Annotated in this window: 26 protein-coding genes and 1 pseudogene; 21 read left to right on the top strand and 6 right to left on the bottom strand. The window is 60.3% G+C overall.

All coding sequences use genetic code 11. From position 1 onward, the window contains the following. Positions 1-5 precede the first annotated feature (5 nt). Both IPM27_07820 and rsmI read right to left on the bottom strand, forming a co-directional pair. On the bottom strand, positions 6-1154 hold the full coding sequence (locus IPM27_07820) for an efflux RND transporter periplasmic adaptor subunit (protein MBK9161460.1): 1149 nt from the start codon (positions 1152-1154) through the stop codon (positions 6-8). A gap of 88 nt (positions 1155-1242) precedes the next feature. Next, entirely contained in the window at positions 1243-2112 is an 870-nt protein-coding gene (gene rsmI, locus IPM27_07815; protein ID MBK9161459.1) for a 16S rRNA (cytidine(1402)-2'-O)-methyltransferase, read from the bottom strand. Between rsmI and IPM27_07810 the strand changes: the two genes are divergently transcribed. The 15 genes and pseudogenes from IPM27_07810 (at position 2107) to purU (ending at position 14436) form a co-directional block, all read left to right on the top strand. After that, on the top strand, positions 2107-3348 hold the full coding sequence (locus IPM27_07810) for a penicillin-binding protein activator (protein ID MBK9161458.1): 1242 nt from the start codon (positions 2107-2109) through the stop codon (positions 3346-3348). The two genes, rsmI and IPM27_07810, sit on opposite strands and share 6 nt — an antisense overlap. Next, a complete protein-coding gene (locus IPM27_07805) occupies positions 3345-3689 on the top strand; it encodes a YraN family protein (GenBank protein ID MBK9161457.1) in 345 nt (114 codons plus the stop codon). The genes IPM27_07810 and IPM27_07805 overlap by 4 nt, the downstream gene beginning before the upstream one ends. 190 nt (positions 3690-3879) lie before the next feature. Then, positions 3880-4467: a phosphoheptose isomerase gene (locus tag IPM27_07800; GenBank protein ID MBK9161456.1), complete on the top strand. Its 588-nt coding sequence runs from the start codon at positions 3880-3882 to the stop codon at positions 4465-4467. A 2-nt stretch (positions 4468-4469) separates the two neighbouring features. Continuing rightward, positions 4470-5042, top strand: coding sequence for a BON domain-containing protein (locus IPM27_07795; GenBank protein MBK9161455.1), 573 nt, complete (start codon positions 4470-4472; stop codon positions 5040-5042). After that, entirely contained in the window at positions 5042-5527 is a 486-nt protein-coding gene (rfaE2, locus tag IPM27_07790; protein MBK9161454.1) for a D-glycero-beta-D-manno-heptose 1-phosphate adenylyltransferase, read from the top strand. Before IPM27_07795 ends, rfaE2 begins: the two co-directional genes overlap by 1 nt. Continuing rightward, positions 5524-5886 (top strand): DUF971 domain-containing protein, encoded by a 363-nt coding sequence (locus tag IPM27_07785; GenBank protein MBK9161453.1) that lies wholly within the window; start codon positions 5524-5526, stop codon positions 5884-5886. The genes rfaE2 and IPM27_07785 overlap by 4 nt, the downstream gene beginning before the upstream one ends. A gap of 15 nt (positions 5887-5901) precedes the next feature. Further along, positions 5902-6636: a bifunctional demethylmenaquinone methyltransferase/2-methoxy-6-polyprenyl-1,4-benzoquinol methylase UbiE gene (gene ubiE / locus IPM27_07780; GenBank protein ID MBK9161452.1), complete on the top strand. Its 735-nt coding sequence runs from the start codon at positions 5902-5904 to the stop codon at positions 6634-6636. 28 nt (positions 6637-6664) lie between these two features. Beyond that, positions 6665-7003, top strand: coding sequence for an alkylphosphonate utilization protein (locus tag IPM27_07775; protein ID MBK9161451.1), 339 nt, complete (start codon positions 6665-6667; stop codon positions 7001-7003). Positions 7004-7015: 12 nt separating this feature from the next. Beyond that, positions 7016-7210 carry a hypothetical protein gene (locus IPM27_07770; protein ID MBK9161450.1) on the top strand — a complete coding sequence of 65 codons (195 nt, stop codon included), beginning with the start codon at positions 7016-7018 and terminating at the stop codon, positions 7208-7210. After that, the gene (locus IPM27_07765) at positions 7194-7829 is read left to right on the top strand and encodes an RluA family pseudouridine synthase (GenBank protein MBK9161449.1); all 636 of its coding nucleotides are present in this window, start codon (positions 7194-7196) and stop codon (positions 7827-7829) included. Before IPM27_07770 ends, IPM27_07765 begins: the two co-directional genes overlap by 17 nt. Before the next feature lie 77 nt (positions 7830-7906). Then, positions 7907-8752, top strand: a complete 846-nt coding sequence (locus tag IPM27_07760) for a Tim44 domain-containing protein (protein ID MBK9161448.1) — start codon at positions 7907-7909, stop codon at positions 8750-8752. A gap of 5 nt (positions 8753-8757) precedes the next feature. Further along, positions 8758-9339, top strand: a complete 582-nt coding sequence (locus IPM27_07755; GenBank protein MBK9161447.1) for a hypothetical protein — start codon at positions 8758-8760, stop codon at positions 9337-9339. Positions 9340-9343: 4 nt separating this feature from the next. Continuing rightward, on the top strand, positions 9344-10867 hold the full coding sequence (gene ubiB / locus IPM27_07750) for a ubiquinone biosynthesis regulatory protein kinase UbiB (protein ID MBK9161446.1): 1524 nt from the start codon (positions 9344-9346) through the stop codon (positions 10865-10867). Positions 10868-11044: 177 nt separating this feature from the next. Next, positions 11045-11929: pseudogene (locus IPM27_07745) on the top strand (serine/threonine protein kinase). Positions 11930-13566: 1637 nt separating this feature from the next. Beyond that, positions 13567-14436, top strand: a complete 870-nt coding sequence (gene purU / locus IPM27_07740) for a formyltetrahydrofolate deformylase (protein MBK9161445.1) — start codon at positions 13567-13569, stop codon at positions 14434-14436. Positions 14437-14514: 78 nt separating this feature from the next. Here purU and IPM27_07735 read toward each other — a convergent pair whose 3' ends face one another. Genes IPM27_07735 through IPM27_07725 form a run of 3 tightly spaced genes read right to left on the bottom strand, consistent with a single transcriptional unit; the run spans position 14515 to position 17107 of the window. After that, a complete protein-coding gene (locus tag IPM27_07735) occupies positions 14515-15924 on the bottom strand; it encodes an ammonium transporter (protein MBK9161444.1) in 1410 nt (469 codons plus the stop codon). Between the two features lie 9 nt (positions 15925-15933). Continuing rightward, positions 15934-16272 carry a P-II family nitrogen regulator gene (gene glnK, locus IPM27_07730; protein ID MBK9161443.1) on the bottom strand — a complete coding sequence of 113 codons (339 nt, stop codon included), beginning with the start codon at positions 16270-16272 and terminating at the stop codon, positions 15934-15936. Positions 16273-16321: 49 nt separating this feature from the next. Then, positions 16322-17107 (bottom strand): hypothetical protein, encoded by a 786-nt coding sequence (locus tag IPM27_07725; protein ID MBK9161442.1) that lies wholly within the window; start codon positions 17105-17107, stop codon positions 16322-16324. A 236-nt stretch (positions 17108-17343) separates the two neighbouring features. On the opposite strand from IPM27_07725, the gene IPM27_07720 reads away from it, so the two are divergent. Together IPM27_07720 and IPM27_07715 are read left to right on the top strand one after the other, a co-directional pair. After that, positions 17344-17583, top strand: a complete 240-nt coding sequence (locus tag IPM27_07720; protein MBK9161441.1) for an accessory factor UbiK family protein — start codon at positions 17344-17346, stop codon at positions 17581-17583. Positions 17584-17740: 157 nt separating this feature from the next. Then, a complete protein-coding gene (locus IPM27_07715; protein ID MBK9161440.1) occupies positions 17741-19231 on the top strand; it encodes a YifB family Mg chelatase-like AAA ATPase in 1491 nt (496 codons plus the stop codon). Positions 19232-19242: 11 nt separating this feature from the next. On the opposite strand, the gene IPM27_07710 is transcribed toward IPM27_07715, so the two are convergent. Beyond that, on the bottom strand, positions 19243-19698 hold the full coding sequence (locus IPM27_07710; protein MBK9161439.1) for a bacteriohemerythrin: 456 nt from the start codon (positions 19696-19698) through the stop codon (positions 19243-19245). Between the two features lie 169 nt (positions 19699-19867). On the opposite strand from IPM27_07710, the gene IPM27_07705 reads away from it, so the two are divergent. The 4 genes from IPM27_07705 (at position 19868) to IPM27_07690 (ending at position 26142) form a co-directional block, all read left to right on the top strand. Next, positions 19868-23776: a methionine synthase gene (locus IPM27_07705; GenBank protein MBK9161438.1), complete on the top strand. Its 3909-nt coding sequence runs from the start codon at positions 19868-19870 to the stop codon at positions 23774-23776. 63 nt (positions 23777-23839) lie between these two features. Further along, the gene (locus IPM27_07700) at positions 23840-24934 is read left to right on the top strand and encodes a 3'-5' exonuclease (protein MBK9161437.1); all 1095 of its coding nucleotides are present in this window, start codon (positions 23840-23842) and stop codon (positions 24932-24934) included. Between the two features lie 68 nt (positions 24935-25002). Further along, positions 25003-25689: an FKBP-type peptidyl-prolyl cis-trans isomerase gene (locus IPM27_07695; protein ID MBK9161436.1), complete on the top strand. Its 687-nt coding sequence runs from the start codon at positions 25003-25005 to the stop codon at positions 25687-25689. After that, a complete protein-coding gene (locus IPM27_07690; GenBank protein ID MBK9161435.1) occupies positions 25690-26142 on the top strand; it encodes an FKBP-type peptidyl-prolyl cis-trans isomerase in 453 nt (150 codons plus the stop codon). It begins immediately after the preceding gene. The last annotated feature ends 2 nt before the right edge of the window (positions 26143-26144 follow it).

Below are 26144 nucleotides of genomic sequence, written 5' to 3'. Positions count from 1 at the left end.
CGTCCCTACTTGCCGGAAGACAGCTTGTCTTCCATCTTCAGGCCGTTGTTCCCGACCCACGGTACCGGCTTCACCGGCGAACCCGGTCGCGCCTTCTGCAGGCCGTTCACGACGACCTGCTCCCCGCCCTTCAGTCCGGAAGCAATGAGGAAATCCCCGCCTGCCATGCCACCGGTCTTGACCGGCACGGGCACGGCCTTGCTTTCAGGGCCGACCATCATCACGAACTGCCCCTCTGGCCCCGACTGAACCGCGCGTTGCGGGATGCGGATGGCATTCTGCGCCACCGCTTCGGGGAAGCGGATGCGCACAAACATGCCGGGCAGCAGTTCGCGTTTCGGATTCGGGAATTGGGCGCGCAACGATACCGAGCCGGTGGCCGGATCGACCGCCATGTCGGCAAAGAATATCCTGCCGTCCTGCGGGTACACGCTGCCGTCTTCCAGCAGCAGTTCCACTTTTGCGGATTCGGCGCGCTTGAGCCGGCCGTCGGAGATCGAGCGGCGCAGCCGCAACAGGTCGTTGCCCGGCTGGGTGAAGTTGATGTACACCGGATCGAGTTGCTCGACAGTCGCCAGCAGGGTGGCTTCGCCCCTGCCGACCAGCGCGCCCTCGGTCACCATCGCGCGCCCGACGTAACCGGAGATAGGCGCGGGCACGGAAGCGTTCTGCAGGTCTTCCTCGGCGCGGACCAGCGCCGCTTCGGCCTGCCTGGCCTTCGCGACCGCGAGATCGAATTCCTGTTGGCTGACCGCCTTGACCTCCAGCAACGGACGGTAACGCTCGACGGTCTGGCTCGCGATGTCCAGGTCGGCCCTCGCCGCTGTTGCAGTCGCGCGGTAGGTGCGCGCATCGATCTGGAACAACGACGCACCCGCCTTCACATCGCTGCCTTCCCGGAACAGTCGTTTCTCGACCACGCCCTCGACGCGCGCCCTCACCTGCGCGGTGCGGTAGGCCTGCACCCGTCCGGGCAAGTCCTGTGTCAGCGTCGCGTCGCCCGGCGCGACCGTGACGACATCGACCTCGGGGGGCGGCGGCATGCCGCCGCCCGGCGCGCCTGCCGGGGCGCCCTTGCCGTCGCCTCCGCAGGCGGATAGCAACAGTGGGAGCAGCAATACGGGAAGGGCATAAGGCAGGCGATCGGAAAACATCGGGATTCCCTCTGTAAAGATGATTGGCCGTAACGTGTGTCGAGCGTATCAAACGCCTGTTTGAAACACAACCACCGGGCGGGCGTGGCTATTCCGTCGCCTTGCGTTCCAGCGCGTGGCGGTACAGTTCGTTCTTGTTGCCGCCGGTGATCTTCACCGCAAGCTGCACCGCCTGCTTGAGCGGCAGCTCGTCGAGCAACAGCGTCAGGATGCGTTCGGTTTCGGCATCCACGCCACCCTCTTTCTGCGTCGCGGCGCCCGACACCAGCAGCACGAATTCGCCGCGCCGGTTGTTCGGATCGCTGTTCAGCCAGTCCGGCGCCCCGCCCAGTTTGCAACGGTGGATGTCTTCGAACAGTTTGGTGACCTCGCGCGCAAATACGATCTCGCGTTCCGCACCGAACGCCGCGAGCAAGTCCTCCACGCATTCGAGGATGCGGTGCGGCGCCTCGTAGAACACCAGCGTATAAGGACTGTCGACGAGCGGCTCCAGCGCGTTGCGGCGCGCCGCCGGCTTGTTCGGTAGGAATCCGTAGAACAGGAAATGCGGGTTGTCCAGCCCGGAAGCCGACAGCGCCGCGATCGCCGCGCTTGCGCCGGGAACCGGAATGACGCGCAGACCCGCGGCACGCACCGCTTCCACCAGCAGCGCGCCGGGATCGCTGACCGCAGGCGTGCCGGCATCGCTGACGAAGACGACGCTCTGTCCTTCACGCAATGCCGCAACGATCTTTTCCGCCGCGCCGCGCTCGTTGTGCTGATGTACCGCGACCAGCCGGTTCGCGCGGATTCCGTGGTGTGACAACAGGTGTGAGGTGTTGCGGGTGTCCTCCGCAGCCACCACGTCGGCCCCGCCCAGCACGTCCAGCGCGCGCAGCGTGATGTCGCCAAGGTTTCCAATCGGGGTGGCGACTACATATAATGCGGCCTCCAACTTTTGCGGATGTGAATGATGCAACGTGCACTCCTTTTGTTTTCCAGCTTGTTCGCACTATACGCTTGCACCGGTACCGTACCGCACAAAGCGGAGGTTGAAAAGCGCCCCTCCGCCGTGGTCGAACGGCCTGTTGCCAAGGCAACCGTTCCCGAACAGATCGCCGCCCCGGAAGCCAGGGTGGAACGGGTGCCGGCCGTACTGCCCGACGGCACCCCCGCACCGCACATCGCGCTGCTGCTGCCGTTGAAATCGCCGATATTCGGCACCGCAGCCGATGCAGTGCAGCAGGGCTTCATGGCGGCGGCCAGCCAGCCAGGCTCGGTTTTGCCGATACGCGTCTACAGTGACTTCGACGAGAACGTCAGCGTGATCGCCGCCTATCGACAGGCCGTCGCCAATGGCGCCCACGCCGTGGTCGGCCCGCTGACACGCAACGGCGTCGGTGCGCTGGCGGCGGAAAAGCGTATCCCCGTGCCGACCCTGAGCCTGAACATCGTGGACGCACGCCCCACCCAGAACCTGTATTTCTTCGGTATGGCGGTGGAAAACGAGGCCCGGCAAGCCGCCCGGCTGGCCCGCGAGGCGGGCCTGCACAAGTCCATCGTCATCACCACGCATACGCAACTGGCGCGGCGCCTGCAACTCGCCTTCGAGGAAGAATGGGATCGTTCGGGCGGCACGATATCGCGCGAGATCGAATTCAATAACGATCCCGCCGTGTTCGCGGACATCGCCGAAATGCCGGATACGCTGATCTTCCTCGCGACCGATGCGCCCGTTGCGCGCCTGATCCGCCCTTACCTGCCGAACAAATTGCCGATCTACGCCACCTCGCAGATCTTCGTCGGCAACGACAACACGCTGGTCAATTACGATCTGGACGGCATCCACTTCGTCGACATGCCGTGGCTGTTGCAGGCCGATCTCCCGGAAGTGATGATGTATCCGCGCGCCAACCCGCCGCTTCCTGTGGATCACGAACGACTCTACGCGCTGGGGATAGACGCCTTCCGGCTGATCGAATCGCTGCTCGCCGGCAATACGCGGTCGCTGATGCTGGACGGGGTCAGCGGGACCGTGCTGCTCGACGGGCATACCTTCCAGCGCATCTCCCTCCCGGCGGTATTCGGACAAGGGCGCGCGCAACTGCCCGGCACTTCGTCCGGTTCCGTCCTGCCGATGTTTCCCGGCATGATGCCTCCCCCGTCCGGACCTGAGGCAATCCCGGCCGAACCGGGCGCTACCCCGCCGCAATGAACCATGACGGCGCGCAAGCCGAACAATGGGCTGCAGGGCATTTGCAGCAGCAGGGCCTGGAGCCCGTGGCACGGAATTATCGGGGCCGCTTCGGAGAGATCGACCTGATCATGCGCGACGGCGCGACGCTGGTGTTCGTCGAGGTGCGGTTGCGCAGCAATCCCGGTTTCGGCGGGGCCGCCTCCAGCATCGATGCGCGCAAGCAGCAGCGCATCATCCGCACCGCACAGCAATATCTGGCCGGCCTCGCGCACCTGCCGCCGTGCCGTTTCGATGCGGTGCTGATGGACGATGCCTGCGGCAGGAATGCGCAATGGCTGAAGAACGCGTTCGAGGCATGAAGACCCCTGCGCAACCGTCGCGCCCGGTGACGGGTTACCGGAATACGGTTCGACGTCCCCATATATATGCACATGTACTGCGGTTCATCGCCGCTTTCCTCCTTGCCTGTCCGTCACCCGGAGGTCTTGGGCATGAATTTGCAGGTTATTCAGGTTAATATCCGTTCTCAATAAAACAGCAACAATCAACATGGACATCAACAAACGCATCATCAAGCACTTCAAGGACAGCGCCGACCTCAAGCTGAAGGTGAAGGACGCGCTGGCGCAACCCATCGCCGACGGTGCACAGGTCCTTTTCGATTGCGTCGCCAACGACGGCAAGATCCTGTGTTGCGGCAACGGCGGCTCGGCTGCCGATGCGCAGCACTTCGCGGCCGAATTGCTGAACCGTTTCGAGAAGGAACGCCCCGGCCTGGCCGCCATCGCGCTGACCACCGACAGTTCGGTACTGACATCGATCAGCAACGATTACGATTTCAACCAGGTCTTTTCCAAACAGGTGCGCGCGCTCGGCTTGCCCGGCGACAGCCTGCTGGCAATCTCCACCAGCGGGAATTCGCCCAACGTGACGGCCGCGATCCGCGCCGCGCACGATCGCAGCATGCGCGTGATCGCGCTGACCGGGCGTGACGGCGGCGAGATGGCCACCGCGCTTAATCCGGACGACGTGCTGATCTGCGTGGACGGAAAAAATACCGCGCGCATCCAGGAAGTCCACCTGCTTACCCTGCATTGCCTGTGCGATGTGATCGATTACTTGTTGTTAGGAGAATAACCATGCGTACGAAATTTTCACTGTTGTTGCTGGTCATGCTGTCCACCACGCTGCAAGGCTGTTTCCCGGTGATCGCCGCAGGCGTCGGCGCCGGCGTGATGATGGCGACCGACCGCCGCACCAGCGGAGCGTATGTCGAGGACGAGGCGATCGAGACCAAGGCGTTCGACCGGATTGGCAAGCAATACAAGGGGTCGCTCGTGCATGCCAATGTCACCAGTTTCAACCGCAACGTGCTGATCACCGGCGAGGTGCCCGATGCGGAAACCAGGACTGCGATCGGCAGAATCGTCGCCGGCATCGACAACGTGCGCAACATCAGCAACGAACTGGTCGTCTCCGGCCCCAGTTCCCTGACCTCGCGCAGCAGCGACAGCCTGATCACCTCGGACGTGAAACTGCGCTTCGTGCATGACAAGCGTTTCAATGCGGACCACGTCAAGGTCGTCACCGAGAACGGCACCGTGTTCCTGATGGGCATCGTCAAGCGCGCCGAGGCGGATATCGCCACCGAAATAACCAGCACCACCGGCGGCGTGCAGCGCGTGGTGCGGCTGTTCGAATACCTCGATTGATGCTTCAGGCACCTGCCCACGAGCGCAAGATCTGCGCGGCGGGCGACGCCGCTGCGCGTGCCGCGGCGCTGCCGCGTCCGCTGGTGTTCACCAACGGTTGCTTCGACATGCTGCACCGCGGCCATGTCACCTATCTGGCGCAGGCCCGCGCGCTCGGCGCCTCGCTGATCGTCGGCGTCAACAGCGACGCCTCGGTGAGGCTGTTGGGCAAGGGCGGCGACCGCCCCGTCAACCCGCAGGACGACCGCATGGCAGTGCTCGCCGCGCTGGAATCAGTCAGCCTGGTGATCCCTTTCGACGAGGCCACACCGCTGAACCTCATCCTCGCCTGCCATCCGGATGTGCTGGTAAAAGGCGGCGACTGGCCGCCGGAGAGCATCGTCGGCGGCAGCGAAGTACAGGGCTGGGGAGGGGCGGTGCACAGCATCCCGTTCCTGCACGACCGTTCCACCACCGCTCTGTTGAAGAAGATACGCTCATTATGAACAATAATCTTTTGCCTACCGAAATCATCCTGCACCAGCAGTCGAAAGCGCTGGAGATCGCTTTCGATGATGGCGCGCGCCATACGCTGCCCGCCGAATTCCTGCGCGTCTATTCGCCATCGGCCGAGGTGCGCGGACACGGCGAGGGCCAGGAAGTGCTGCAGGTCGGCAAGCGCGATGTCGGTATCGTCGCAGTCGAACCGGCCGGTCAGTACGCGCTCAAGATCATCTTCGACGATGGGCACGACAGTGGACTGTACACCTGGGACTACCTGCACGGACTGGGACAGAACGAAGAGATCCTCTGGCACAATTACCTGCACCGTCTGGAAGAAGCGGGCGCAAGCCGGGACAAATAATCTGGGAGCACGGACATGAGCAAGACCACCCATTTCGGTTTCGAGACCGTCGCCGAGGAAGAGAAGGCCAAAAAGGTCGCCGGCGTGTTCACCTCCGTCGCCGGCAAGTACGACGTGATGAACGACCTGATGTCGGTCGGGCTGCACCGCATCTGGAAGCGCTTCGCGGTCGGCCTGGCCAATGTGCACAGCGGCCAGCGCGTGCTGGACGTGGCGGGCGGATCGGCGGACCTGTCGCGGCTGTTCCTCAAGGCGGTCGGCGAGACCGGCCAGGTCGTGCTCACCGACATCAACAACGCGATGCTGCGCGTCGGGCGCGACCGCTTGCTCGATGAAGGCATCGCCACGCCGGCCGCGCAATGCGATGCCGAGCACCTGCCGTTCCCCGATAATTATTTCGACTGCGTCAGCATCGCCTTCGGTCTGCGCAACGTCACCCACAAGGATGCCGCGTTGCGCGAGATGCACCGGGTGATCAAGCCGGGCGGACGTGTGATCGTGCTGGAATTCTCCAGGGTCGCCAAACCGCTGGAGAAGATGTACGACCTGTATTCCTTCAAGCTGCTGCCGAAGATGGGCGAGCTCATCGCCAACGACGCCGACAGCTATCGCTACCTCGCCGAATCCATCCGCATGCATCCGGGACAGGAAGAACTGAAGCAGATGATGGTCGATGCCGGACTGGAGCGCGTCGAGTATTTCAATATGACCGGCGGGGTGGTGGCGGTGCACCGCGGTTACAAATTCTGATCCGCCACCCAAAGAAGGAAGGCCGGTTGTGAGCAATCTACCAAAATGCCCCAAATGCGGTTCCGAATTCACCTATGAGGACGGCGACAACTATGTCTGCCCCGAGTGCGCGCACGAGTGGCCCAAGGCTGTAGCCGAGGCGGCCGAAGAAGTGAAGGTGTTCAAGGATGCGTTCGGTACGGTTCTGAATGACGGTGACACCATCACCGTGATCAAAGACCTGAAGATCAAGGGTTCGTCTTCGGTGGTGAAGGTCGGCACCAAGGTGAAGAACATCCGTCTGGTGGATGGCGACCACGACATCGATTGCAAGATCGACGGCATCGGCGCGATGCAGTTGAAGACCGAATTTGTGAAGAAGGTTTAACGGAGAAGAACGATGAGTGGCTGGGGCTGTCCGCACGAGGACGATGGCAAATGCCAGAAGGTGTTGAACAAGCCGTGCGACATCGGCATGAAGGGATGCGTGCTGGCAGGACGCTTCCGCTTTGCCGACGACAGCAAGAACCGCCCGAAGAAGGCTCCGCATGGCCCCTCCGGAACGCCCGCGTCGGGTGATGACGACAAGAGATAGTCTTCCCGAACTGATCTACCACGACGGCTCGCTGCTGGTCGCAAACAAGCCCGCCGGGTTGCTCGCCGTGCCCGGACGCGGCGCGGACAAGCAGGATTGCCTTGTTGTGCGACTCCAACAATATTTTCCGGACGCGCTGGTGGTGCACCGCCTGGACATGGCGACTTCCGGCCTGATGGTGTTCGCGCGCGGGGCAGAAATGCAGCGCAGGCTTTCGCGGATGTTCCATGACCGCGATGTGCAAAAGCGCTATGTTGCAGTGGTGGCTGGCAAGCTGGAAAACGCAGCAGGCGAGATCGATTTGCCCATTGCCGCCGACTGGCCGAATCGTCCGCTGCAAAAAATCGATGTCGTAGCAGGCAAGCCCTCGCTCACCCGCTATCGCCTGCTGGCATACGATGCGCAAAACGGTTCGAGCCGCGTCGAACTGGAGCCGTTCACCGGCCGCAGCCACCAGTTGCGTGTCCACATGGCCGTCATCGGCCATCCGATCCTGGGGGATGCGCTGTACGGGAATGCCGCCAGCGCGCCGCGCCTGTTGCTGCACGCCAGCGCGCTGGGCTTCCCCCATCCGCTCGGTGATACTCCGCTTTCCTTTGTGTGTGAGCCGCCGTTTTGAGCTGCGGCAAGTCCTGTGCGCCATTGGCCGATGCTATACTTCCGTTCGCATTGTTTTAACCACCCCCGAGGATACGCATGAAGCGCTTTTTGTTATTTTTCACCATTGTTCTGACCAGCCTTTCCCTGTTTGCAGCGAACGCCGAGGCCAAACGCCTTGGCGGGGGTGGCAGTTTCGGCAAGCAACGCTCGATGGCTCCGCAACAGGCACAGAAAGCACCTGCTGCCGCCCCCGCTCCCGCACAGGGCGCGACCCCGGCAAAGCCGGGCAACAAATGGCTCGGTCCTTTGGCTGGCTTGGCGATCGGCGCAGGACTGGGTGCGCTGTTCGCCAGCATGGGTCTGGGTGAGGGCATGGGCACGATCCTGATGATCATCCTCGCCGGGGTCGCGGTGATGTTCCTGGTCTCGATGTTCCGCAAGAAGCAGCAGCCCGCGATGCAATACGCCGGAGCGGGTGCGCCCTATGGCGGCACACAGCAACCAGCAGCACAACCGCTGAGCGGCGGCGCAACGAATCCGGTTTCCGCAAGCAACGCCAGCATCCCCGCCGATTTCCCGGTAGAAAGTTTTTTGCGCAGTGCCAAGACTTCGTTCATCCGCCTGCAGGCCGCGAACGACCGCAAGGACTTGAATGACATCCGCGAATACACCACGCCGGAGATGTTCGCCGAGATCTCGATGCAGATGCAGGAGCGCGACGGCAGCGCGCAAAAGACCGATGTGCTGTCCATCAATGGCGAGTTGCTGGAAGTGGCCAACGAAGGCGGCCTCGCTATCGCCAGTGTGCGTTTCACCGGTCAGTTGTCCGAGAACAACGGCGCGCCGGAAAGCGTCGACGAGATATGGCATGTGCAGAAGAGCTTGGCCGACGAGAAGTCAGGGTGGCTGCTCGCCGGCATCCAGCAGACCACGCTGCACTGAATGCCATGTTCGCCCAACCGTCTGCCGCTGCGCTGAACCACCTGCTCAAGCAAAACAGCTGGGCGATGGCGCGGCTCATCCGTTTCGCCGGAAAGACGGCGCGCTTCGATATCGCGCCGCTCTCTTTCGCCTTTACCATTCTGCAGGATGGCACGTTGCGCAGCGCGGACGCTTCCGCCAGCGCCGACGCGGCATGCGTGATCGCGCCTTCGCTGTTGCCGAGACTGGCGCTGCATGACGAAAAAGCGCACAGCGAGATCATCAGCGAAGGCGATGGCGCACTGCTCACGGAGATATTCTTCCTGTCGCGCAACCTGCGCTGGGACGCGGCGGAAGATCTGAGCCGCATCACCGGGGACATCGCGGCGGAGCGCATCGTGCAGACCGCTCATGAAGCACAGCGGCAGTTGCGCGATGCGGCCTCGAGCCTGTCGCATGCCGCAAAGGAATACTGGACGGAGGAACAGCCGCTGCTGGCCAAGCCGCAGCAGGTTGCCGCATTCATGCAGCAGGTGGACACGCTGCGCGATGATGTGGCGCGTCTGGAGTTGCGCGTCAGCCGTTTGTTTGCCGCGCGGGAACCCTGACATGTTGCGTCTGCTGCGGCTGTTGAAAATCATCTTTGTGGTATTGCGCTTCGGGCTGGACGAATTCATGCTCGCGCACAGCCGTGTGCGCTGGATGCGCACACCGCTGAACATCCTGCTGTTCATGCGCGACACCTCTGCCCCGCGCGCAATCAGGCTGCGCCACGCACTGGAAAACCTCGGTCCGATCTTCGTCAAATTCGGCCAGATGCTGTCCACGCGCCGCGACCTGATGCCTGTCGATATCGCCGACGAACTCGCCAGACTGCAGGATCAGGTGCCGCCCTTCCCTTCCGCCCAGGCCATTGCGCTGCTGGAAGCCAATTACCGCAAGCCGTTGCGCGAGGTGTTCCAGAGTTTCGATGAAACGCCCATCGCCAGCGCCTCGGTCGCACAGGTGCATTTCGCCGTATTGCCTGACGGACGCAAGGTCGCCGTGAAGATATTGCGCCCAGGTATCACCGACATCATCGCGCACGATGTCTCCTTGTTGAAAGCCGCCGCCGACCTGATCGAACAGGTGTGGGCGGACGGGCGCCGCCTCAGGCCACGCGAGGTTGTCGAGGAATTCGAGAAGCATCTGGCGAACGAACTCGACCTGATGCGCGAGGCCGCCAACGGCAGCCAGCTCAAACGCTCGTTCGCCAGCTCGGACCTGTTGCTCGTCCCGGAGATGTACTGGGATTTCTGCTCCAGCGAGGTGATGGTGATGGAACGCATGAGCGGCATCCCGGTCAGCCAGGTTGGCGCCTTGCGCGCTGCCGGCATCGACATCCCCAGGCTGGCCGCGAACGGGGTGGAGATCTTCTATACGCAGGTGTTCCGCGACGGCTTCTTCCATGCCGACATGCATCCGGGCAACGTACTGGTGTCGCCGGACGGCCGTTATATCGCGCTGGATTTCGGCATCATGGGCACACTCACAGACACCGACAAGCATTATCTGGCACAGAACTTCATCGCGTTCTTCCGCCGCGACTACAAGCGTGTCGCGGAAGTGCACATCGAATCCGGCTGGGCGCCGGCTGAAACCCGCGTGGATGAACTGGAGGCGGCGATTCGCGCGGTATGCGAACCGATCTTCGACCGGCCATTGCGAGAAGTGTCGTTCGGCCGCGTGCTGCTGCGCCTGTTCCAGACCTCGCGCCAGTTCGGCATCGAAGTGCAGCCGCAACTGGTGTTGCTGCAGAAGACCCTGCTCAACATCGAAGGGCTGGGCTTGCAACTCGATCCGGAGCTGGATCTGTGGAAGACGGCCAAACCCTGGCTGGAAAGCTGGATGAACGACCAAGTGGGCTGGCGCGGTTTTATCAGGACGCTGCGCGAGGAAGCGCCAAATTATTCCACCCTGTTGCCGCAGATCCCGCGCTTGCTGCATCGCTACCTGACAAACGATACCGCCAGCCGCAATGATGAGATACAGAGACTGATGCTGGAGCAGCAACGACGCTACAATGCGCGCCTCACGCTCATCAGTCTGCTCCTGCTGGGTATTTTTGCATGGGAAATTGTTCGTACCGCATCCTGACTCAGGATGAAAAAATAATATTTTTTTGGCTGTTCAGGGTGAGAATCAGGGCTTGCTAATAGATAAAATGCTTGCGTTTCCGACTCCCCCAAAAGAATCAGGGACTATATAATGCGACGCGCATGACCTTTGATAGGTGCCGATTCCGCGCTCTTAAAAAGATGGTAATAACGCCGAATGTCTGAATTAAAAAAACTGGGCAAATATAATGTCGTGCGCGAGCTCGGCAAAGGCGCCATGGGCGTTGTTTATGAAGGCTTCGATCCCTTCATCGAACGCGTCGTCGCCATCAAGACCATTCTGAAGAGCCAGCTTGAACCCCAGGAAGCCCAGGACATGCTCAACCGCTTCCGCCGTGAAGCGCAAGCCGCCGGACGTCTGACGCATCCCAACATCTGCGCGATCTACGAGTACGGAGAAGATGGCGACACCGCGTTCATCGCGATGGAATTCATCAAGGGCAAGGAGCTCAAGAGCTTCTTCGACTCGGAGGAACGCTTCCAGCTGCCGGACACCCTGCGCATCATGTCGGAACTGCTGGCCGCACTCGATTATTCGCACAGCAAGGGCGTGGTGCATCGCGACATCAAGCCGGCCAACATCATCATTCTGGATGAAACCGGCCAGGTCAAGGTGGCCGATTTCGGCATCGCGCGCATCGAGTCGTCCACACTGACCCAAGTCGGCACCGTGCTCGGCACGCCCGCCTACATGTCCCCGGAACAGTTCATGGGGAATGTCGTCGACCGGCGCAGTGACATCTATTCATCCGGCGTGATCCTGTACCAGTTCCTGACCGGTGAAAAACCTTTCACCGGCTCGGTGGCGGCCATCATGCACAAAGTGATGAACCAGATGCCGATCCCGCCGTCGCAACTGAACATGTCTATTCCGAAATCGCTGGATTTCGTGGTGGAAATGGCGATCGCCAAACGTCCGGAAGACCGCTTCCAGACCGCCGGGGAATTCGCCGAGGCATTGCGCGACGCCGTCCAGGGAGAGATGACCGGCGACATCGGTGCAGACCTCGGGATGGATTCGGATGCGACTATCGTCGGCTCGGATGAAACGGTCGTCGGCGCAGCGGCCGACATGACCGCGCAAGCCGCTGCCGCTACCGATCCGGCGGAGCTCGATCACTGGCGGCGCATCCAGAGCAGCACCAGCATCGCGGACATACAAGCCTACCTGAAGAAATATCCCGGCGGCAGTTTCGCCAATCTGGCCAAATCCAAGATCGCCGCGCTTGAAAAAGCGATGCTCGAGCGCAAGCGTAAAGTCGCGCAGAAGCAGCCGAAGGTTTCTTCCGGTGAAGACGATACCTCGCAAACCGAGATCAGCTTCTGGAACAACATCAAGGCCGACGCCAACAAGGAAGAACTCGAGCTTTACCTCGAAAAATATCCGGAAGGACATTTCGCGGAACTTGCGCGCCTGAAGCTCAATGCGCTCGGCAAACTGGGGGGAGCTGCTGAAGGACCGCCATCCTCTAAAAAAACCGTCTGGATCATCGCAGCTGTCGTGCTTGTCATCGCAATCGGTGGCGGTGGCACATGGTTCGCGATGAAAAAACCTTCCGAACCGCAAGTGGTCGTGCCGCTGACTGCCGAGGAGCAGGCGCGCGCCGATGTCGAGAAGGTGAAGAAGGAAAGAGAAATGCTGCAGCAAAGGATGGCGGAGCTGCTCAAGATCGAACAGGATAAGCTGGAGCTGGCACGCCAGGAAAGGGAAAAGATAGAACAGGCCAACAAGGAAAGAGAAAAGGCGGAGCTGGAGCTGGCGGAAATGGCCAAGGCCGAGCAGGAAATGATCGAGAAGATCAGAGCGCAGGCCCAGCGCGAGAACGAATTGGCTGAGCAAGCCCGGAAGGAAGGCGAAAGGATCGAGAAAGAAAGGCTGGAAAGAGCAAGACTGGCCAAGGAAAGAGAACAAGCCGAGAAGGAAAGAGCGCAAGCGGAGAAGGAAAGGCTGGCTGCCGCCAAGACTGCTGCAGAAGCTGAACGCATCCGTAAAGAACAGGCAAAGGCTGAGCTGGCAAGACAGAAAGTCGAGCAGGCAAGGCTGAAGGCCGAGCAGGCAAGGCTGAAGGCCGAGCAGGACAAACTCGCCAAGACAAAGGCTGAACAGGAAAGACTCGCCAAGGAGAAAGAACTTCGCGCGAAGCAGGAACAGGAATTGGTCAAGCTGAAGGCTGATCGCGAAGCTGCTGCGGCAAGGGCGGAGGCCGCCAAGCAACGTGCTGCAGAAGCCGAAATCAAGGCCAAGGCTGCCGCGGAAGAAGCCGCCAAAGCCAAGGCCAGAGCTGATGCCGAAGCCCAGGCCCGGGCCGATGCCCAGGCCAAAGCCAAGGCGGAAGCCGATGCCAAAGCGAAGGCCGAGGCGGAAGCCAAAGCCAAGGCAGAAGCAGAAAAGCCCAAGGCCGCTCCTGCCCAGCCTGCCGTATCCGGAAGCGCCAAGGATATGTATGACGAAGGCATCCAGCTTGAAAACGAAGGCAAATTGAAGGAATCCCTGAACGCCCTCCTGAAATCGGCCAAAGCAGGCTACGGGCCGGCCATGAAGAAGGTGGGCGACATCTACAACAAGGGCAACGCAGCCGTCCCGCGCGATTACATGCAGGCCATCAAGTGGTACGACAAGGCGAAAAAGGCGGGCGTCGACGTCGGCGAGGATATCAAGCGCTGATGGCGTCGATCGGCATGAGTGCGGCGCGGCGCTACACCCTGACCATTTCCTGTCCCGACCGCGCGGGCATCATCGCCGCCGTGAGCGGCTTCATCGCACAGCACGGCGGCTTCATCGTCGAGGCCAGCTATCACACCGAGCAGGAAGCGCAACGTTTCTTCATGCGCCAGGAGATACGCGCCGATTCCCTGCCATTCGACGCACAGGAGTTCGACCGCCGTTTCGCGCCGCTGGCGCAGGAATTCGACATGACCTGGCGGCTTGCCGATTCCACGCAGAAGAAACGCCTGGTCATTCTGGTCAGCAAGCAGGACCATTGTCTGGACGACCTGTTGTATCGCTGGCGTAGCGGCGAGCTGCAGGTTGATATTCCCTGCGTGATCTCCAACCACGAAGACCTGCGCAGCTTCGTCGAGTGGCACGGCATCCCGTTCATTCATGTCGAGATGCCGGGCAGTGATGCCTCGGCCAAGGCTGCTGCATTTGACAGGATCATGGCGCTGTTCGAACAACAGAGCGGCGATTGCATGGTGCTGGCGCGTTTCATGCAGATACTCCCGCCGGCAGTGTGCCAGCGTTATCCGGGGCGCATCATCAACATCCACCACAGTTTCCTGCCTTCTTTCGTCGGCGCGAAACCTTATCACCAGGCTCACCGGCGTGGCGTCAAACTGATTGGCGCAACCTGCCATTACGTCACCGAGGATCTGGACGCGGGCCCCATCATCGAACAGGACACGGTACGCATCGATCACGGCGATGCGGTCGAGGACCTGGTGCGCTACGGACGCGACATCGAGAAGACCGTCCTGTCGCGCGGCCTGCGCTACCACGTGGAAGACCGCGTGCTGGTGTGTGGCAACAAGACCATCGTGTTCAAGTAAGCGTACGATTCACAAAAATAAAAAAGGGCACCTTGCGGTGCCCTTGAAATGGAGCCGGGGAGGCTCCGGGAGGAGAGGTTACACGTTGTACGCGCGTTCGCCGTGCGTCGCGGTGTCCAGACCTTCGCGTTCCGCTTCTTCCGAAACGCGCAGACCCATGACCATGTCGACCAACTTGAAGCAGACGAAGGCGACCACACCGGACCACACGATGGTGACCAGCACGCCGGTGGCCTGCGTCATCACCTGACCTGCCATGGTGTAGCCGTCGATGCCCACGCCGCCCAGTGCCGGCGAGACGAAGATGCCGGTGCCGATCGCGCCGACGATGCCGCCCAACGCGTGGATGCCGAACACGTCGAGCGAATCGTCATAGCCTAGCGACTTCTTCAGGCCGGACACGCCCCACAGACAGACCGGACCGACGATCAAGCCGAGGGCGATGGCACCCATCGGGCCGACCAGACCGGCAGCCGGTGTGACGGCAACCAGACCGGCGACTGCACCGGAAGCGATACCCAGCATGGAAGCCTTGCCGCGCATCATCTTCTCAGCGCCCATCCAGCTCAGTGCCGCAGCGGCAGTGGCGACGATGGTGTTCAGGAAGGCCAGTGCTGCACCGCCGGTGGCTTCCAGGTTGGAACCGGCATTGAAACCGAACCAGCCCACCCACAGCAGGGATGCACCGATCATGGTCATCGGCAGGTTGTGCGGAGCCATCGGCTCTTTACCGTAACCGATACGCTTGCCGATCACGATCGCGCCCACCAGTGCCGCGATACCGGCGTTGATGTGCACCACGGTACCGCCGGCGAAGTCCAGCGCACCCATCTCGAACAGGTAGCCACCGGTTGCCCACACCATATGTGCGATCGGCAGGTAGGAGAAGGTGAACCACAGTGCAGAGAACACCATCAGTGCGCCGAACTTGATGCGCTCGGCGAAGCCGCCGATGATCAGCGCGGTGGTGATCGCCGCGAAGGTCAGCTGGAAGGCCACGAAGGTGAACTCGGGGATCACCACGCCGTCGGTGAAGGTGGCAGCGGTGCTGTCACCGGTCATGCCGGCCAGGAAGAACTTCGAAGTGTCGCCGATCAGCCAGTTCATGGCGCCGCCGTCACCGAAGGCCAGCGAGTAACCGTAGATCACCCACAGGATGGAGATCAGCGCGAAGATTCCGAACACTTGAGAAAGTACGGACAGCATGTTCTTGGCGCGCACCAGGCCACCGTAGAACAGGGACAGGCCCGGTACGATCATCAGGATCACCAGCAGCGTGGACAGCATCATCCAGGTAGTGTCGCCCTTGTCGGGAACCGGCGCGGCAGCTTCCTCCACAACAGGTGCTGCGGCATCGACAACCGGCTCGACGACATCCGCGACCTGTGAGACCGCACTGGCTGTGGCGGCCATATCTTCCGCAAAGGCAGGTATGGCCATGCCGCTCAGCATGGACAGCAAGGTAATCATTACGAGAAGTTTTTTCATGATGCTCTCCTATAAGGCATCCGTACCGGACTCGCCGGTGCGGATGCGTATCACTTGCTCCAGGTCGGATACGAAAATCTTGCCATCACCGATCTTGCCGGTTTGTGCAGCTTTCTCGATAGCCTCCAGCACCTGATCCAGCATGTCGGCTTTTACGGCAGCTTCCACCTTTACCTTGGGCAGAAAGTCCACTACATACTCCGCACCGCGATACAGCTCGGTGTGTCCCTTTTGCCGCCCGAAACCTTTGACCTCGGTGACGGTGATGCCCTGCACACCGATGGTGGACAAAGCTTCGCGCACTTCGTCCAGTTTGAACGGCTTGATGATGGCTGCGACCATTTTCATGACTCTCTCCTTGTCAATAAGGGGGCGGTGAACGCCCCCTTGGTTACGTTCAGAATGCGTGGGTAACAGACAAGGCAACCGTGCCCTTGCCCCAGTCGCCACCAGTCGCGGGCCAGGTATAAAAAGGACTGGCGTTGGTGTCGGTATAAGCCAGGCCGAACACATAGCCGCCAAAGTCCTTGGAAACTCCCAGCTTGTAATCGCTATATGTAGGCGTCAGCCCTGCTACCGTAGCGGCGTCAGCAGTCGTGCCCTTATAGGTTTGCTTGCCGACGTGGGCCGCGAACGTGATGCCGGTATCGCCGACAGGCACACTGGCATTCAGCTCGAGATAGTTGGTGCCCTTCGCGCCCGGTACGGTCAGGAACTGGCCCAGTCCATAGGAATACTTGGCGCTGATCCATTTGTAGCCGATCGACCCGTAGATCTCGTCAGTATCAGCCTTGGCAAAACCGGCGGCAGCCGTGTAGCTTCCGAGGTAGTTGTAGCGGATGAAGCCGATGTCATAGGTGAAGTCTTCGGCGAAGCTGTTGCGGAAACCGAAATAGGTGTCCAGTTCCATGCCGACGCTGCCGGTGGCAACCGCGCCGCTATCAGCGATCCAGCTGACGTTGGAACCCCACATGCCGGCATACAGGCCGCTGGCGTGCGAGTAGTCGATGCCGCCCTGCACGGCCGGGTTGTGGGCGTTCTGGGCGATGCCGCGGAAGATGTAGTCGGTGGTGAAGCCGACGTTCGCGCTTACGGTATGTGGGGAGGCCTCTTCGGCCATCGCCACGCCCGGCATTGCCAGCGCAGCCAATATCATGGAGTTCAGTAATTTCGTTTTCATCATGTTTCCTTTCTGGTTGATTAACGGGATAACGGTATCCGCCCATACAAACAGCAGGATGCGTGCCACAAAATAATAATCATTATTAAACAGTATATTGAATGTCATTTTCTGGATGCCATTTATCGCCATGCACCATTTGCATGCGATATAAGGCTTCCTTTGCACCGGCTGTGTGCGTCCTGTGCCGGCTAATTTTGCTAAACTGCCTGACGTCGCAATCATTCAGGAGTTTAGTCATGCTGGACAACAAAGTATTCGATGAAATCTCTGCCAAGCTACAAGAGGCGGTAAACAGCAGTCCGGCCAAGGACATCGAAAAGAATGTCCGTGCGCTGTTGCAGCAGGGCTTTGCAAAACTCGATCTGGTCACCCGTGAAGAATTCGACGTGCAAGCGCAAGTGCTGGCGCGTGCCCGGGAGCAGTTGACCGCACTGGAGGCGCGCATCGCCGAGCTGGAAGCGCAACGGAACAAATAAACCTTGCACCACAAAGCGCACGAAGGCCACGAAGAAACCATGCGCCATTTCGCGGCCTGTTTCCCGGAATCAACTGGCCGGATTCCACGATTGCGCGCCATCAAGCTCCTCCGTGAACCTGGTGTTTTTCGTGGTGCAATGACTCTCCCGGAAAATCATGTCTCTGGCCGTCCTTTATAGTCGCGCACTCTCCGGCATGGAAGCCGCGCTGGTCACCGTCGAGGTGCACCTGGCCAACGGGCTGCCCAGCTTCACCATCGTCGGCCTGCCGGAAACCGAGGTCAAGGAAAGCAAGGATCGCGTGCGCGCCGCCCTGCAGAATTGCCAGTTCGAATTTCCCGCCCGTCGCATCACCGTCAACCTTGCCCCCGCCGACCTGCCGAAAGAGAGCGGGCGTTTCGATCTGCCCATCGCGCTGGGCATCCTCGCGGCTACGGGACAGATCCCTTCCGACAGGCTTGCCGAATATGAATACGCCGGCGAACTGGCGCTGACCGGCGAACTACGCGCGATACGCGGGGCACTGGCGATGACCTATCACGCCGCTGGCTCCGGTCGCGCTTTCATCCTGCCCGCCGTGAATGCCGCCGAAGCGTCGCTGGTGCAGGATGCGACGGTTTACGCGGCGGGATCGCTGTTGCAGGTTGCGGCGCATCTTGCCGGACGCGAGGCGATGCAACCCCATGTCAGCCAGCCGCGAACCCTCGCGCCGCGCTACCCGGACATGCGCGAGGTAAAGGGGCAGGCGCAAGCCAAGCGCGCGCTGGAGATTGCCGCCGCCGGGGGGCACAGCTTGCTGATGGTCGGCCCGCCCGGTACCGGGAAATCCATGCTGGCATCGCGCTTTCCCGGCATCCTCCCGCAGATGTCGGAAACCGAAGCGCTGCAAAGCGCGGCCGTGCAATCACTGGACGGCAATTTCGATGTGGCCAGATGGAAGACCCGCCCCTATCGCGCACCGCATCACACCGCATCCGGCGTGGCACTGGTCGGCGGCGGCAGCAACCCGCGCCCAGGCGAAATATCGATGGCTCTGCACGGTGTGCTGTTCCTGGACGAATTGCCCGAATTCGACCGCAGCGTGCTGGAAGTGTTGCGCGAGCCTTTGGAATCGGGGCATATCACCATCTCGCGCGCCGCGCGTCGTGCCGATTTCCCCGCACGCTTCCAGCTCATCGCGGCGATGAATCCCTGCCCGTGCGGTTACCTCGGCCACTACAACGGCAAATGCCGCTGCACGCCCGACCAGGTCTCGCGCTACCGCAGCAAGATATCCGGCCCGTTGCTGGACCGCATCGACATCCGCATCGAAGTGCCTGCCATACCGCAGGAGGATCTGACCGGAAAGGGAAACGGCGAAAACAGCGCAGAACTTCAGGCGCGTGTCGAAACTGCCCGACAGCGCCAGCTTGCGCGGCAGAACAAGGCGAATGCGGAACTTTCGGTAACGGAGATCGATGCGCTATGTGCGCCGGACGAGCAGGGCACCGCGCTGTTGCACAGCGCCATTGCCCGACTCAACCTTTCGGCGCGCGCCTATCATCGGATACTCAAGGTGGCGCGCAGCATCGCCGATCTGGAAGGATGCGACACCATCACCGCCCGGCATGTCGCCGAAGCGGTGCAGTATCGACGTTTGAGTTTCTGAATTGCAGCGTTTCAGCTGAACAGCCGGCCGAAAAAGCCCTTTTTCTTCTCTACAAAGGCTTCATGCTGCGCCATGTTGCTCTTTACTGCAGTCACATAATCCGCATCGTCGCGTTTGATGTGGTTGAACAGCCAGGTGACCAGCAGATTGTTCAGCTCTTCTGAAACATCATCGCCGAGCTTGAAGCGTTCCTGATACTCGCCCACGCGTTTCACGAACAGGTCATGCACTTTCTTGTGCGCCTTCAGGAAAGGATAGTGCGCCTCTTCCTGCAGACTTTCCTCGAACGCAAAGTGCGATAGCGTGTAATCCACCAGCTCGTCGATCACCTTGCCGATATCCTCTTTTTCGTGTCCGCTGGTGCGCGCATCGTGAAGTTCATTGATGTAATCCACGATCCTTCTGTGTTGCTTGTCGATGACCTCGATGCCTGTATCCAGATCCGCACTCCACTCAAGCTTGCCCATGACATCCTCCCAAGGAATAGTTTTCTATATTTGATCGTCCGCAACTTCCAAAGCGGGCTCGGATAATATACTCCCAATTCGTTGCCTTGTTGATTTTGCGCAAATTCCCGGACTGCCGGGCGGGGGGGCGCATGCTAAAATCTGCGCTCATTTATTGAGCGTACACGCCATGAGCCATACCCTGCATCCCATCGAAAAACTCCTGCAGCAACGCATCCTCATCCTCGACGGTGCCATGGGCACCATGGTGCAGCGCCACAAGCTGACCGAGGCGGATTATCGCGGCGAGCGCTTTGCCGACTGGCCGAGCGATCTCAAGGGGAACAACGACCTGCTGGTGCTGACCCGCCCGGATGTCATCAAGGGCATCCATTGCGAATACCTGGCGGCGGGCGCGGACATCATCGAGACCGATACCTTCGGCGCAAACGCGACCACGCTGAAGGCCTATGGCATGGAGGCGCTGAACTACGAACTGAACAAGGCCGGTGCCGCACTGGCGCGCGAAGCCTGCGATGAATATGCTACCGCAGACAAGCCGCGCTTCGTCGCAGGCGTGCTCGGCCCCACCGACAAGACCGCGACCATCTCGCCCGACGTGAACGACCCGGCGGCGCGCAACATCAGCTTCGACCAATTGGTGAGCGACTACTCCGACGCCACGCGCGGCCTGATGGACGGCGGCGCAGACCTGATCCTGATCGAGACCATCTTCGACACGCTGAACGCCAAGGCTGCCATCTTTGCAGTACAACAAGTCTTCGAGGAACGTGAAGAAGCGGAGCGGCAGCGGGAAGAAGCGTTGCGAGCAGGCAATGATGCAAGGCGCCCCGGAGCGAGCAACGAGACATACCGCGATGGTAGGCGAGGCGTGAGCGAGGACGTAACGCAGCAGACGGGACGCGCAGCAGCTTATTCCCGTTGCCGTCTGCCGATCATGATCTCCGGCACCATCACCGACGCATCCGGCCGTACGCTGACCGGTCAGGTCACCGAGGCGTTCTACAACTCGCTGGCGCACGCCAACCCCATTTCCATCGGTCTCAACTGCGCGTTGGGCGCGGAAGAATTGCGCCAGTACGTGGAAGAACTGTCGCGCGTCGCCAACTGTTATGTGAGCGCCCACCCCAACGCGGGTCTGCCCAATCCATTGGCCGAAACCGGCTACGACGACACGCCCGAGAACATGGCGGGTCACATCAAGGAATGGGCCAGCAGCGGCTTCCTCAATATCATCGGCGGTTGCTGCGGCACGTCGCCCGACTTCATCAAGGCCATCGCCGAGACGGTGCAGGACATCGCGCCGCGCAAGATCCCGCAGAACCCGGTCGAGTGTCGCCTGTCCGGTCTGGAGCCGTTCAACATCGGAGCGGATTCTTTGTTCGTGAACGTGGGCGAGCGCTGCAACGTGGCGGGTTCCGCCAAGTTCAAGCGCCTCGTCATGGAAGGCCAGTACGAAGAAGCGCTGGAGATCTGCAAGCAGCAGGTCGAAGCGGGCGCGCAGGTGATCGACATCAACATGGACGACGCCATGCTCGACGGCCAGGCCGCGATGGTAAAGTTCCTCAAGCTCATCGCTTCCGAGCCGGACATCTCCAAGGTGCCGGTGATGATCGACTCCTCCAAGTGGGAGATCATCGAGGCAGGGCTGAAGTGCGTACAGGGCAAGAGCATCGTCAATTCCATCTCGCTCAAGGAAGGCGAAGAGAATTTCGTCAAATACGCCACGCTGGTGAAGAAATACGGCGCGGCGGCGGTGGTGATGGCCTTTGATGAAAAGGGCCAAGCGGATACCTACCAGCGCAAAATCGAGATTTGCGAAAGGTCATATCGCTTGCTCTCGGGCGACCCGGCAAGATTCAGGGATACCGCTCCTTCCCCCCTGCAAGGGGGAGGGGATAGGTCGGTGGAGTTTGACCAAGGCATCGGTTTTCCGCCCGAAGACATCATCTTCGATCCAAACATCTTCGCGATCGCGACCGGCATCGAGGAGCATGACAACTACGCCGTGGACTTCATCGAAGCGACCGCGTGGATACGCAAGAACCTGCCCTACGCCAAGATCAGCGGCGGCGTGTCCAACGTGTCGTTCTCGTTCCGTGGCAACGAGCCGGTGCGTGAGGCGATCCACACCGTGTTCCTGTACCACGCCGTCAAGGCCGGCATGAACATGGGCATCGTCAACGCCGGACAACTCGGCGTGTACGAAGAACTGCCGAAGGACCTGCGCGAGGCGGTCGAGGACGTGGTGCTGAACCGCCATCCCGACGCGGGCGAGAAACTTGTCACGCTGGCCGAGAACTTCAAGGGCGGCGGCAAGGCACAGGTCGAAGATCTGGAATGGCGCAAAGGCACGGTGCAGGAACGCCTGACCCACGCACTGGTGCGCGGCATCACCACCTTCATCGTTGAAGACACCGAAGAGGCACGCCTGCAAGCGACACAACCGGTGGATGTGATCGAAGGCCCATTGATGACCGGCATGAACGTGGTCGGCGACCTGTTCGGCGCGGGCAAGATGTTCCTGCCGCAGGTGGTGAAATCGGCGCGCGTGATGAAGCAGGCCGTGGCGCACCTCATCCCCTACATCGAAGCGGAAAAGCTGCGCTCCGGCGATACCAAGCCCAAGGGCAAGATACTCATGGCGACCGTGAAGGGCGACGTGCACGACATCGGCAAGAACATCGTCACGGTGGTGTTGCAGTGCAACAACTTCGAGGTCATCAACATGGGCGTGATGGTGCCCGCGCAACAGATCCTCGACACCGCGCGCGAGCACAACGTGGACATCATCGGCCTGTCCGGCCTGATTACCCCGTCGCTGGAAGAGATGGCGCATGTAGGGAAAGAGATGGAGCGTCAGGGCTTCACCATCCCGCTGCTCATCGGCGGCGCAACCACCTCGCGCGTGCACACCGCTGTGAAGATCGAACCCAACTACCCGAGCGGCACCGTGGTGTATGTGACGGACGCTTCGCGCGCCGTGGGCGTGTGTAGCAACCTGCTCTCTTCGACCCTGCGCGACGACTACGTGGCCGAGATCAAGGCCGACTATCAGGCGGCACGCGAGCAGCACGCGGGCAAGCAGGGCAAGGCGACTTATGTCCCGCTGCAAGAAGCACGCGAGCATGGCCTGAAGACCGACTGGAAGAAGTATTCACCACCCAAGCCCAAGCTGCTCGGCGTGCAGAAGCTGGAGAACTACCCGCTGGACATCCTCGTCGACTTCATCGACTGGACGCCGTTCTTCCAGGCATGGGAACTGGCCGGTCGCTATCCGAAGATATTGAGCGACGAGGTGGTCGGTGCGGAAGCGACCAAGCTGTTCGCCGATGCGCAGGCCATGCTGAAGAAGCTGGTCAAAGAGAAATGGCTCACCGCCAACGCCGTGTTCGGCCTGTTCCCTGCCAACACCGTGAACAGTGATGACATCGAGATCTACACCGACGACAAGCGCAAGAACGTGGCGATGATCTGGCACAACCTGCGCCAGCAGACCAAGAAGCCCGCCGACATCCCCAACTATTGCCTGGCCGATTACATTGCGCCCAAGGGCAGCAACGTGAAGGACTACATCGGCGGGTTCGCGGTGACAGCGGGTATCGGCATCGAAAAGAAGATGAAAGAGTTCGAGAAGGCCCACGACGACTACAGCGCCATCATGCTGCAGGCACTGGCCGACCGTTTGGCCGAAGCCTTCGCCGAGCACCTGCACCTGCGCGTACGTCGCGAGTTCTGGGGCTATGCGGCGGATGAAGCCTTGAGCAACGAAGACATCATCGCCGAGAAATACCGCGGCATCCGCCCTGCCCCCGGCTATCCCGCCTGCCCCGAGCACAGCGAGAAAGGCCCGCTGTTCGAGTTGCTGCAGGCACCCAAGAACGCAGGCATCACGCTGACCGAGAGCTACGCCATGCTGCCAACTGCAGCGGTCAGCGGCTTCTACTTCTCGCACCCCGAAGCGAAGTATTTCGCCACCGGCAAGGTGGACAAGGATCAGGTCGCGGATTACGCCCAGCGCAAGGGTTGGACGGTGGAAGAGGCGGAGCGGTGGTTGGCGCCGGTGTTGAGTTACTAGGGATAATCGAAGAAGTCTAAGAGCCGGTTTATTGTATTCATATATCGAGTAGAGAGGCGCTGAATGGCGGGAAAGAAGCCCAAGCTAGAAGTGGGAATGATACCGGCTAATGCTTGGGGGCAGAATGTGCGGGCCATTGTGTCTGAAAGCAGTTGGTCCATGCTCCGCTACCGGTTTGGTGCGATATATGACTCCTACAGCAATTATCCCGACCCGGCATTGCCATTAACGTGCGAATGTTGTGGAGGTCAGTTTCTAGAAAACCTGCACTTGCACGAACTTTGGTGTTTCGATGATGAACAAGGCACCCAAACTCTCACCGGATTCAAGGTGGTTTGCGAGGACTGTCACAACTCAATTCATATAGGCCGAGCTAATAAGGTTGGGATTGGTGATGTCGCGAGACAGCACCTAATGAAAGTGAATGGATGGTCTGATCGACAGCTAATCAATCATCTTGAAAAAGCCCAACGCCAATGGGTTAGAAGGCTCGGGGTTGAATACTCGCTAGATGTGAAATGGCTGATTGACCAAGGTCTTCTCTCCCCTAGAGAAATCCACATGAGCTGGTTGAAGCGACCTGCGCGAGTATTTGATCGCGTTGGCGCTATTGAATGGGCAAGAGACATTTTAGAACTACCTGATGTGGTTATCCTTGATACAGAAACAACTGGCCTGATAGAGGGTTTTGATCGTAATCCTGAGGCTGAAATTATTGAACTTGCAATCATTACAACTTCAGGTGAAACGCTTTATGAGCGCAGATTCAAGCCTTTGCATTCAATACCAGACCGAGCAAAAAAAATACATGGCATAACAAACACAATGGTAAGGCGCAGCCCGAGCTTTGCTAAAGAGTATTCAAAAATCATCGAGATACTTCATGGCAAGATCATCGTGACGTACAACTCACGATTTGATAGCAAGATATTCGACAATACATGCAAGCTGCATGGGTTACCACTTCCAGATCATGTCACATGGGAATGTGCCATGAGGGTATTCAAAGCATATTTGGAGCCAGCAACAAGGTTTGTGAAACTTCCGAACGGATGTCATTCGGCGTTGGGGGATTGTCACGCCACATTAGATTTGATTCACTCAATGGCTAAAAATGAAGATATCCAAATTAGCGATGATATCGAGCAGCAAGCGTAGGATGGTAAAGCAGCGCGATACTGAACAAATGACCTCCGGCATTACAGAAACTAACTAGAAAGAGAAATATGACCACCCTCATCAAAACCGACACCAAACTGGGCGAAGGCGCGGAAGCGCAGGCAGGCCAGACCGTCATCGTGCACTACACCGGCTGGCTGTATGACGAAGACGCAGCAGACAACAAGGGCACGAAGTTCGATAGCTCGCTGGACCGCAACGAGCCGTTCGATTTCCCGCTCGGCGGCGGGCGTGTCATCAAGGGTTGGGACGAGGGCGTGGCGGGCATGAAGGAAGGCGGTACGCGCACCTTGGTGATCCCGCCCGAGATGGGCTATGGCCCGCGCGGTGCGGGCGGCGTGATCCCGCCGAATGCGACGCTGGTATTCGACGTGAAGCTGCTGAAGGTGATCCGCACCGAGATGGTGGATACCAAGGTCGGCGAGGGCGACGAGGCGCAGGCCGGGCAGCATGTGACCGTGCATTACACCGGCTGGCTATTCGACAAGCACGCGGAAGGTAACAAGGGCACCAAGTTCGACAGTTCGCGCGACCGCGACGAGCCGTTCGAATTCCCGCTGGGCATGGGCCATGTGATCCAGGGCTGGGACATGGGCGTGCAGGGCATGAAAGTGGGCGGTCAGCGCACGCTGACCATCCCGCCGGAGATGGGTTACGGCAAGCGCGGCGCGGGCGGCGTGATCCCGGGCAACGCGACGCTGGTGTTTGAAGTCGAACTGCTGGGTGTGAATTAAATGAGGGGCTTCACTTTCTTTCCGCTCGCCGCACTGATCGGCGCAAGCAGTCTGTTGTTCAGCGCCTGCTCTCAAGCCGAGTTGCCGGCGGCCAAGCCCAGCAATGTGACTGAGCTGATGCAGATCGAAGTCAAAGCGGGTGCGGGTGAGGTCGCCAGTGCCGGGCAAATGGTCTCGGTGCATTACACCGGCTGGCTGTATGACGAGGCCGCGCCGCAGCACAAAGGCCAGAAGTTCGACAGCTCGCGTGATCGCAACCGTCCGTTCGAATTCCCGCTCGGTGGCGGTCGTGTCATCAGGGGCTGGGATGTCGGCGTGCAGGGCATGAAAGTGGGCGGACAGCGCACTTTGGTCATTCCCCCGGAATTCGGCTACGGCGCCCGTGGTGCGGGCGGGGTGATCCCGCCGAATGCGACGTTAGTGTTTGAGGTTGAGTTGCTTGGAATCAACTGAGG

This window comes from Nitrosomonadales bacterium (assembly GCA_016716325.1).
Taxonomy (GTDB): domain Bacteria; phylum Pseudomonadota; class Gammaproteobacteria; order Burkholderiales; family Gallionellaceae; genus Gallionella.
This window is presented reverse-complemented; position numbering and strand designations above follow the sequence as displayed.

Bases quoted from the DNA above. Each gene is read 5' to 3' on its own strand.
- IPM27_07795 (MBK9161455.1), top strand. From the start codon at position 4,470: ATGCGTACGAAATTTTCACTGTTGTTGCTGGTCATGCTGTCCACCACG.
- IPM27_07725 (MBK9161442.1), bottom strand. From the start codon at position 17,107: ATGATGAAAACGAAATTACTGAACTCCATGATATTGGCTGCGCTGGCA.
- IPM27_07735 (MBK9161444.1), bottom strand. From the start codon at position 15,924: ATGAAAAAACTTCTCGTAATGATTACCTTGCTGTCCATGCTGAGCGGC.
- IPM27_07810 (MBK9161458.1), top strand. From the start codon at position 2,107: ATGCAACGTGCACTCCTTTTGTTTTCCAGCTTGTTCGCACTATACGCT.
- ubiE (MBK9161452.1), top strand. From the start codon at position 5,902: ATGAGCAAGACCACCCATTTCGGTTTCGAGACCGTCGCCGAGGAAGAG.
- IPM27_07700 (MBK9161437.1), top strand. From the start codon at position 23,840: ATGGCGGGAAAGAAGCCCAAGCTAGAAGTGGGAATGATACCGGCTAAT.
- IPM27_07695 (MBK9161436.1), top strand. From the start codon at position 25,003: ATGACCACCCTCATCAAAACCGACACCAAACTGGGCGAAGGCGCGGAA.
- IPM27_07820 (MBK9161460.1), bottom strand. From the start codon at position 1,154: ATGTTTTCCGATCGCCTGCCTTATGCCCTTCCCGTATTGCTGCTCCCA.
- IPM27_07800 (MBK9161456.1), top strand. From the start codon at position 3,880: ATGGACATCAACAAACGCATCATCAAGCACTTCAAGGACAGCGCCGAC.
- IPM27_07690 (MBK9161435.1), top strand. From the start codon at position 25,690: ATGAGGGGCTTCACTTTCTTTCCGCTCGCCGCACTGATCGGCGCAAGC.
- IPM27_07715 (MBK9161440.1), top strand. From the start codon at position 17,741: ATGTCTCTGGCCGTCCTTTATAGTCGCGCACTCTCCGGCATGGAAGCC.
- IPM27_07785 (MBK9161453.1), top strand. From the start codon at position 5,524: ATGAACAATAATCTTTTGCCTACCGAAATCATCCTGCACCAGCAGTCG.
- IPM27_07710 (MBK9161439.1), bottom strand. From the start codon at position 19,698: ATGGGCAAGCTTGAGTGGAGTGCGGATCTGGATACAGGCATCGAGGTC.
- IPM27_07770 (MBK9161450.1), top strand. From the start codon at position 7,016: ATGAGTGGCTGGGGCTGTCCGCACGAGGACGATGGCAAATGCCAGAAG.
- purU (MBK9161445.1), top strand. From the start codon at position 13,567: ATGAGTGCGGCGCGGCGCTACACCCTGACCATTTCCTGTCCCGACCGC.
- IPM27_07805 (MBK9161457.1), top strand. From the start codon at position 3,345: ATGAACCATGACGGCGCGCAAGCCGAACAATGGGCTGCAGGGCATTTG.
- IPM27_07720 (MBK9161441.1), top strand. From the start codon at position 17,344: ATGCTGGACAACAAAGTATTCGATGAAATCTCTGCCAAGCTACAAGAG.
- IPM27_07760 (MBK9161448.1), top strand. From the start codon at position 7,907: ATGAAGCGCTTTTTGTTATTTTTCACCATTGTTCTGACCAGCCTTTCC.
- IPM27_07705 (MBK9161438.1), top strand. From the start codon at position 19,868: ATGAGCCATACCCTGCATCCCATCGAAAAACTCCTGCAGCAACGCATC.
- IPM27_07755 (MBK9161447.1), top strand. From the start codon at position 8,758: ATGTTCGCCCAACCGTCTGCCGCTGCGCTGAACCACCTGCTCAAGCAA.
- IPM27_07765 (MBK9161449.1), top strand. From the start codon at position 7,194: ATGACGACAAGAGATAGTCTTCCCGAACTGATCTACCACGACGGCTCG.
- glnK (MBK9161443.1), bottom strand. From the start codon at position 16,272: ATGAAAATGGTCGCAGCCATCATCAAGCCGTTCAAACTGGACGAAGTG.
- rfaE2 (MBK9161454.1), top strand. From the start codon at position 5,042: ATGCTTCAGGCACCTGCCCACGAGCGCAAGATCTGCGCGGCGGGCGAC.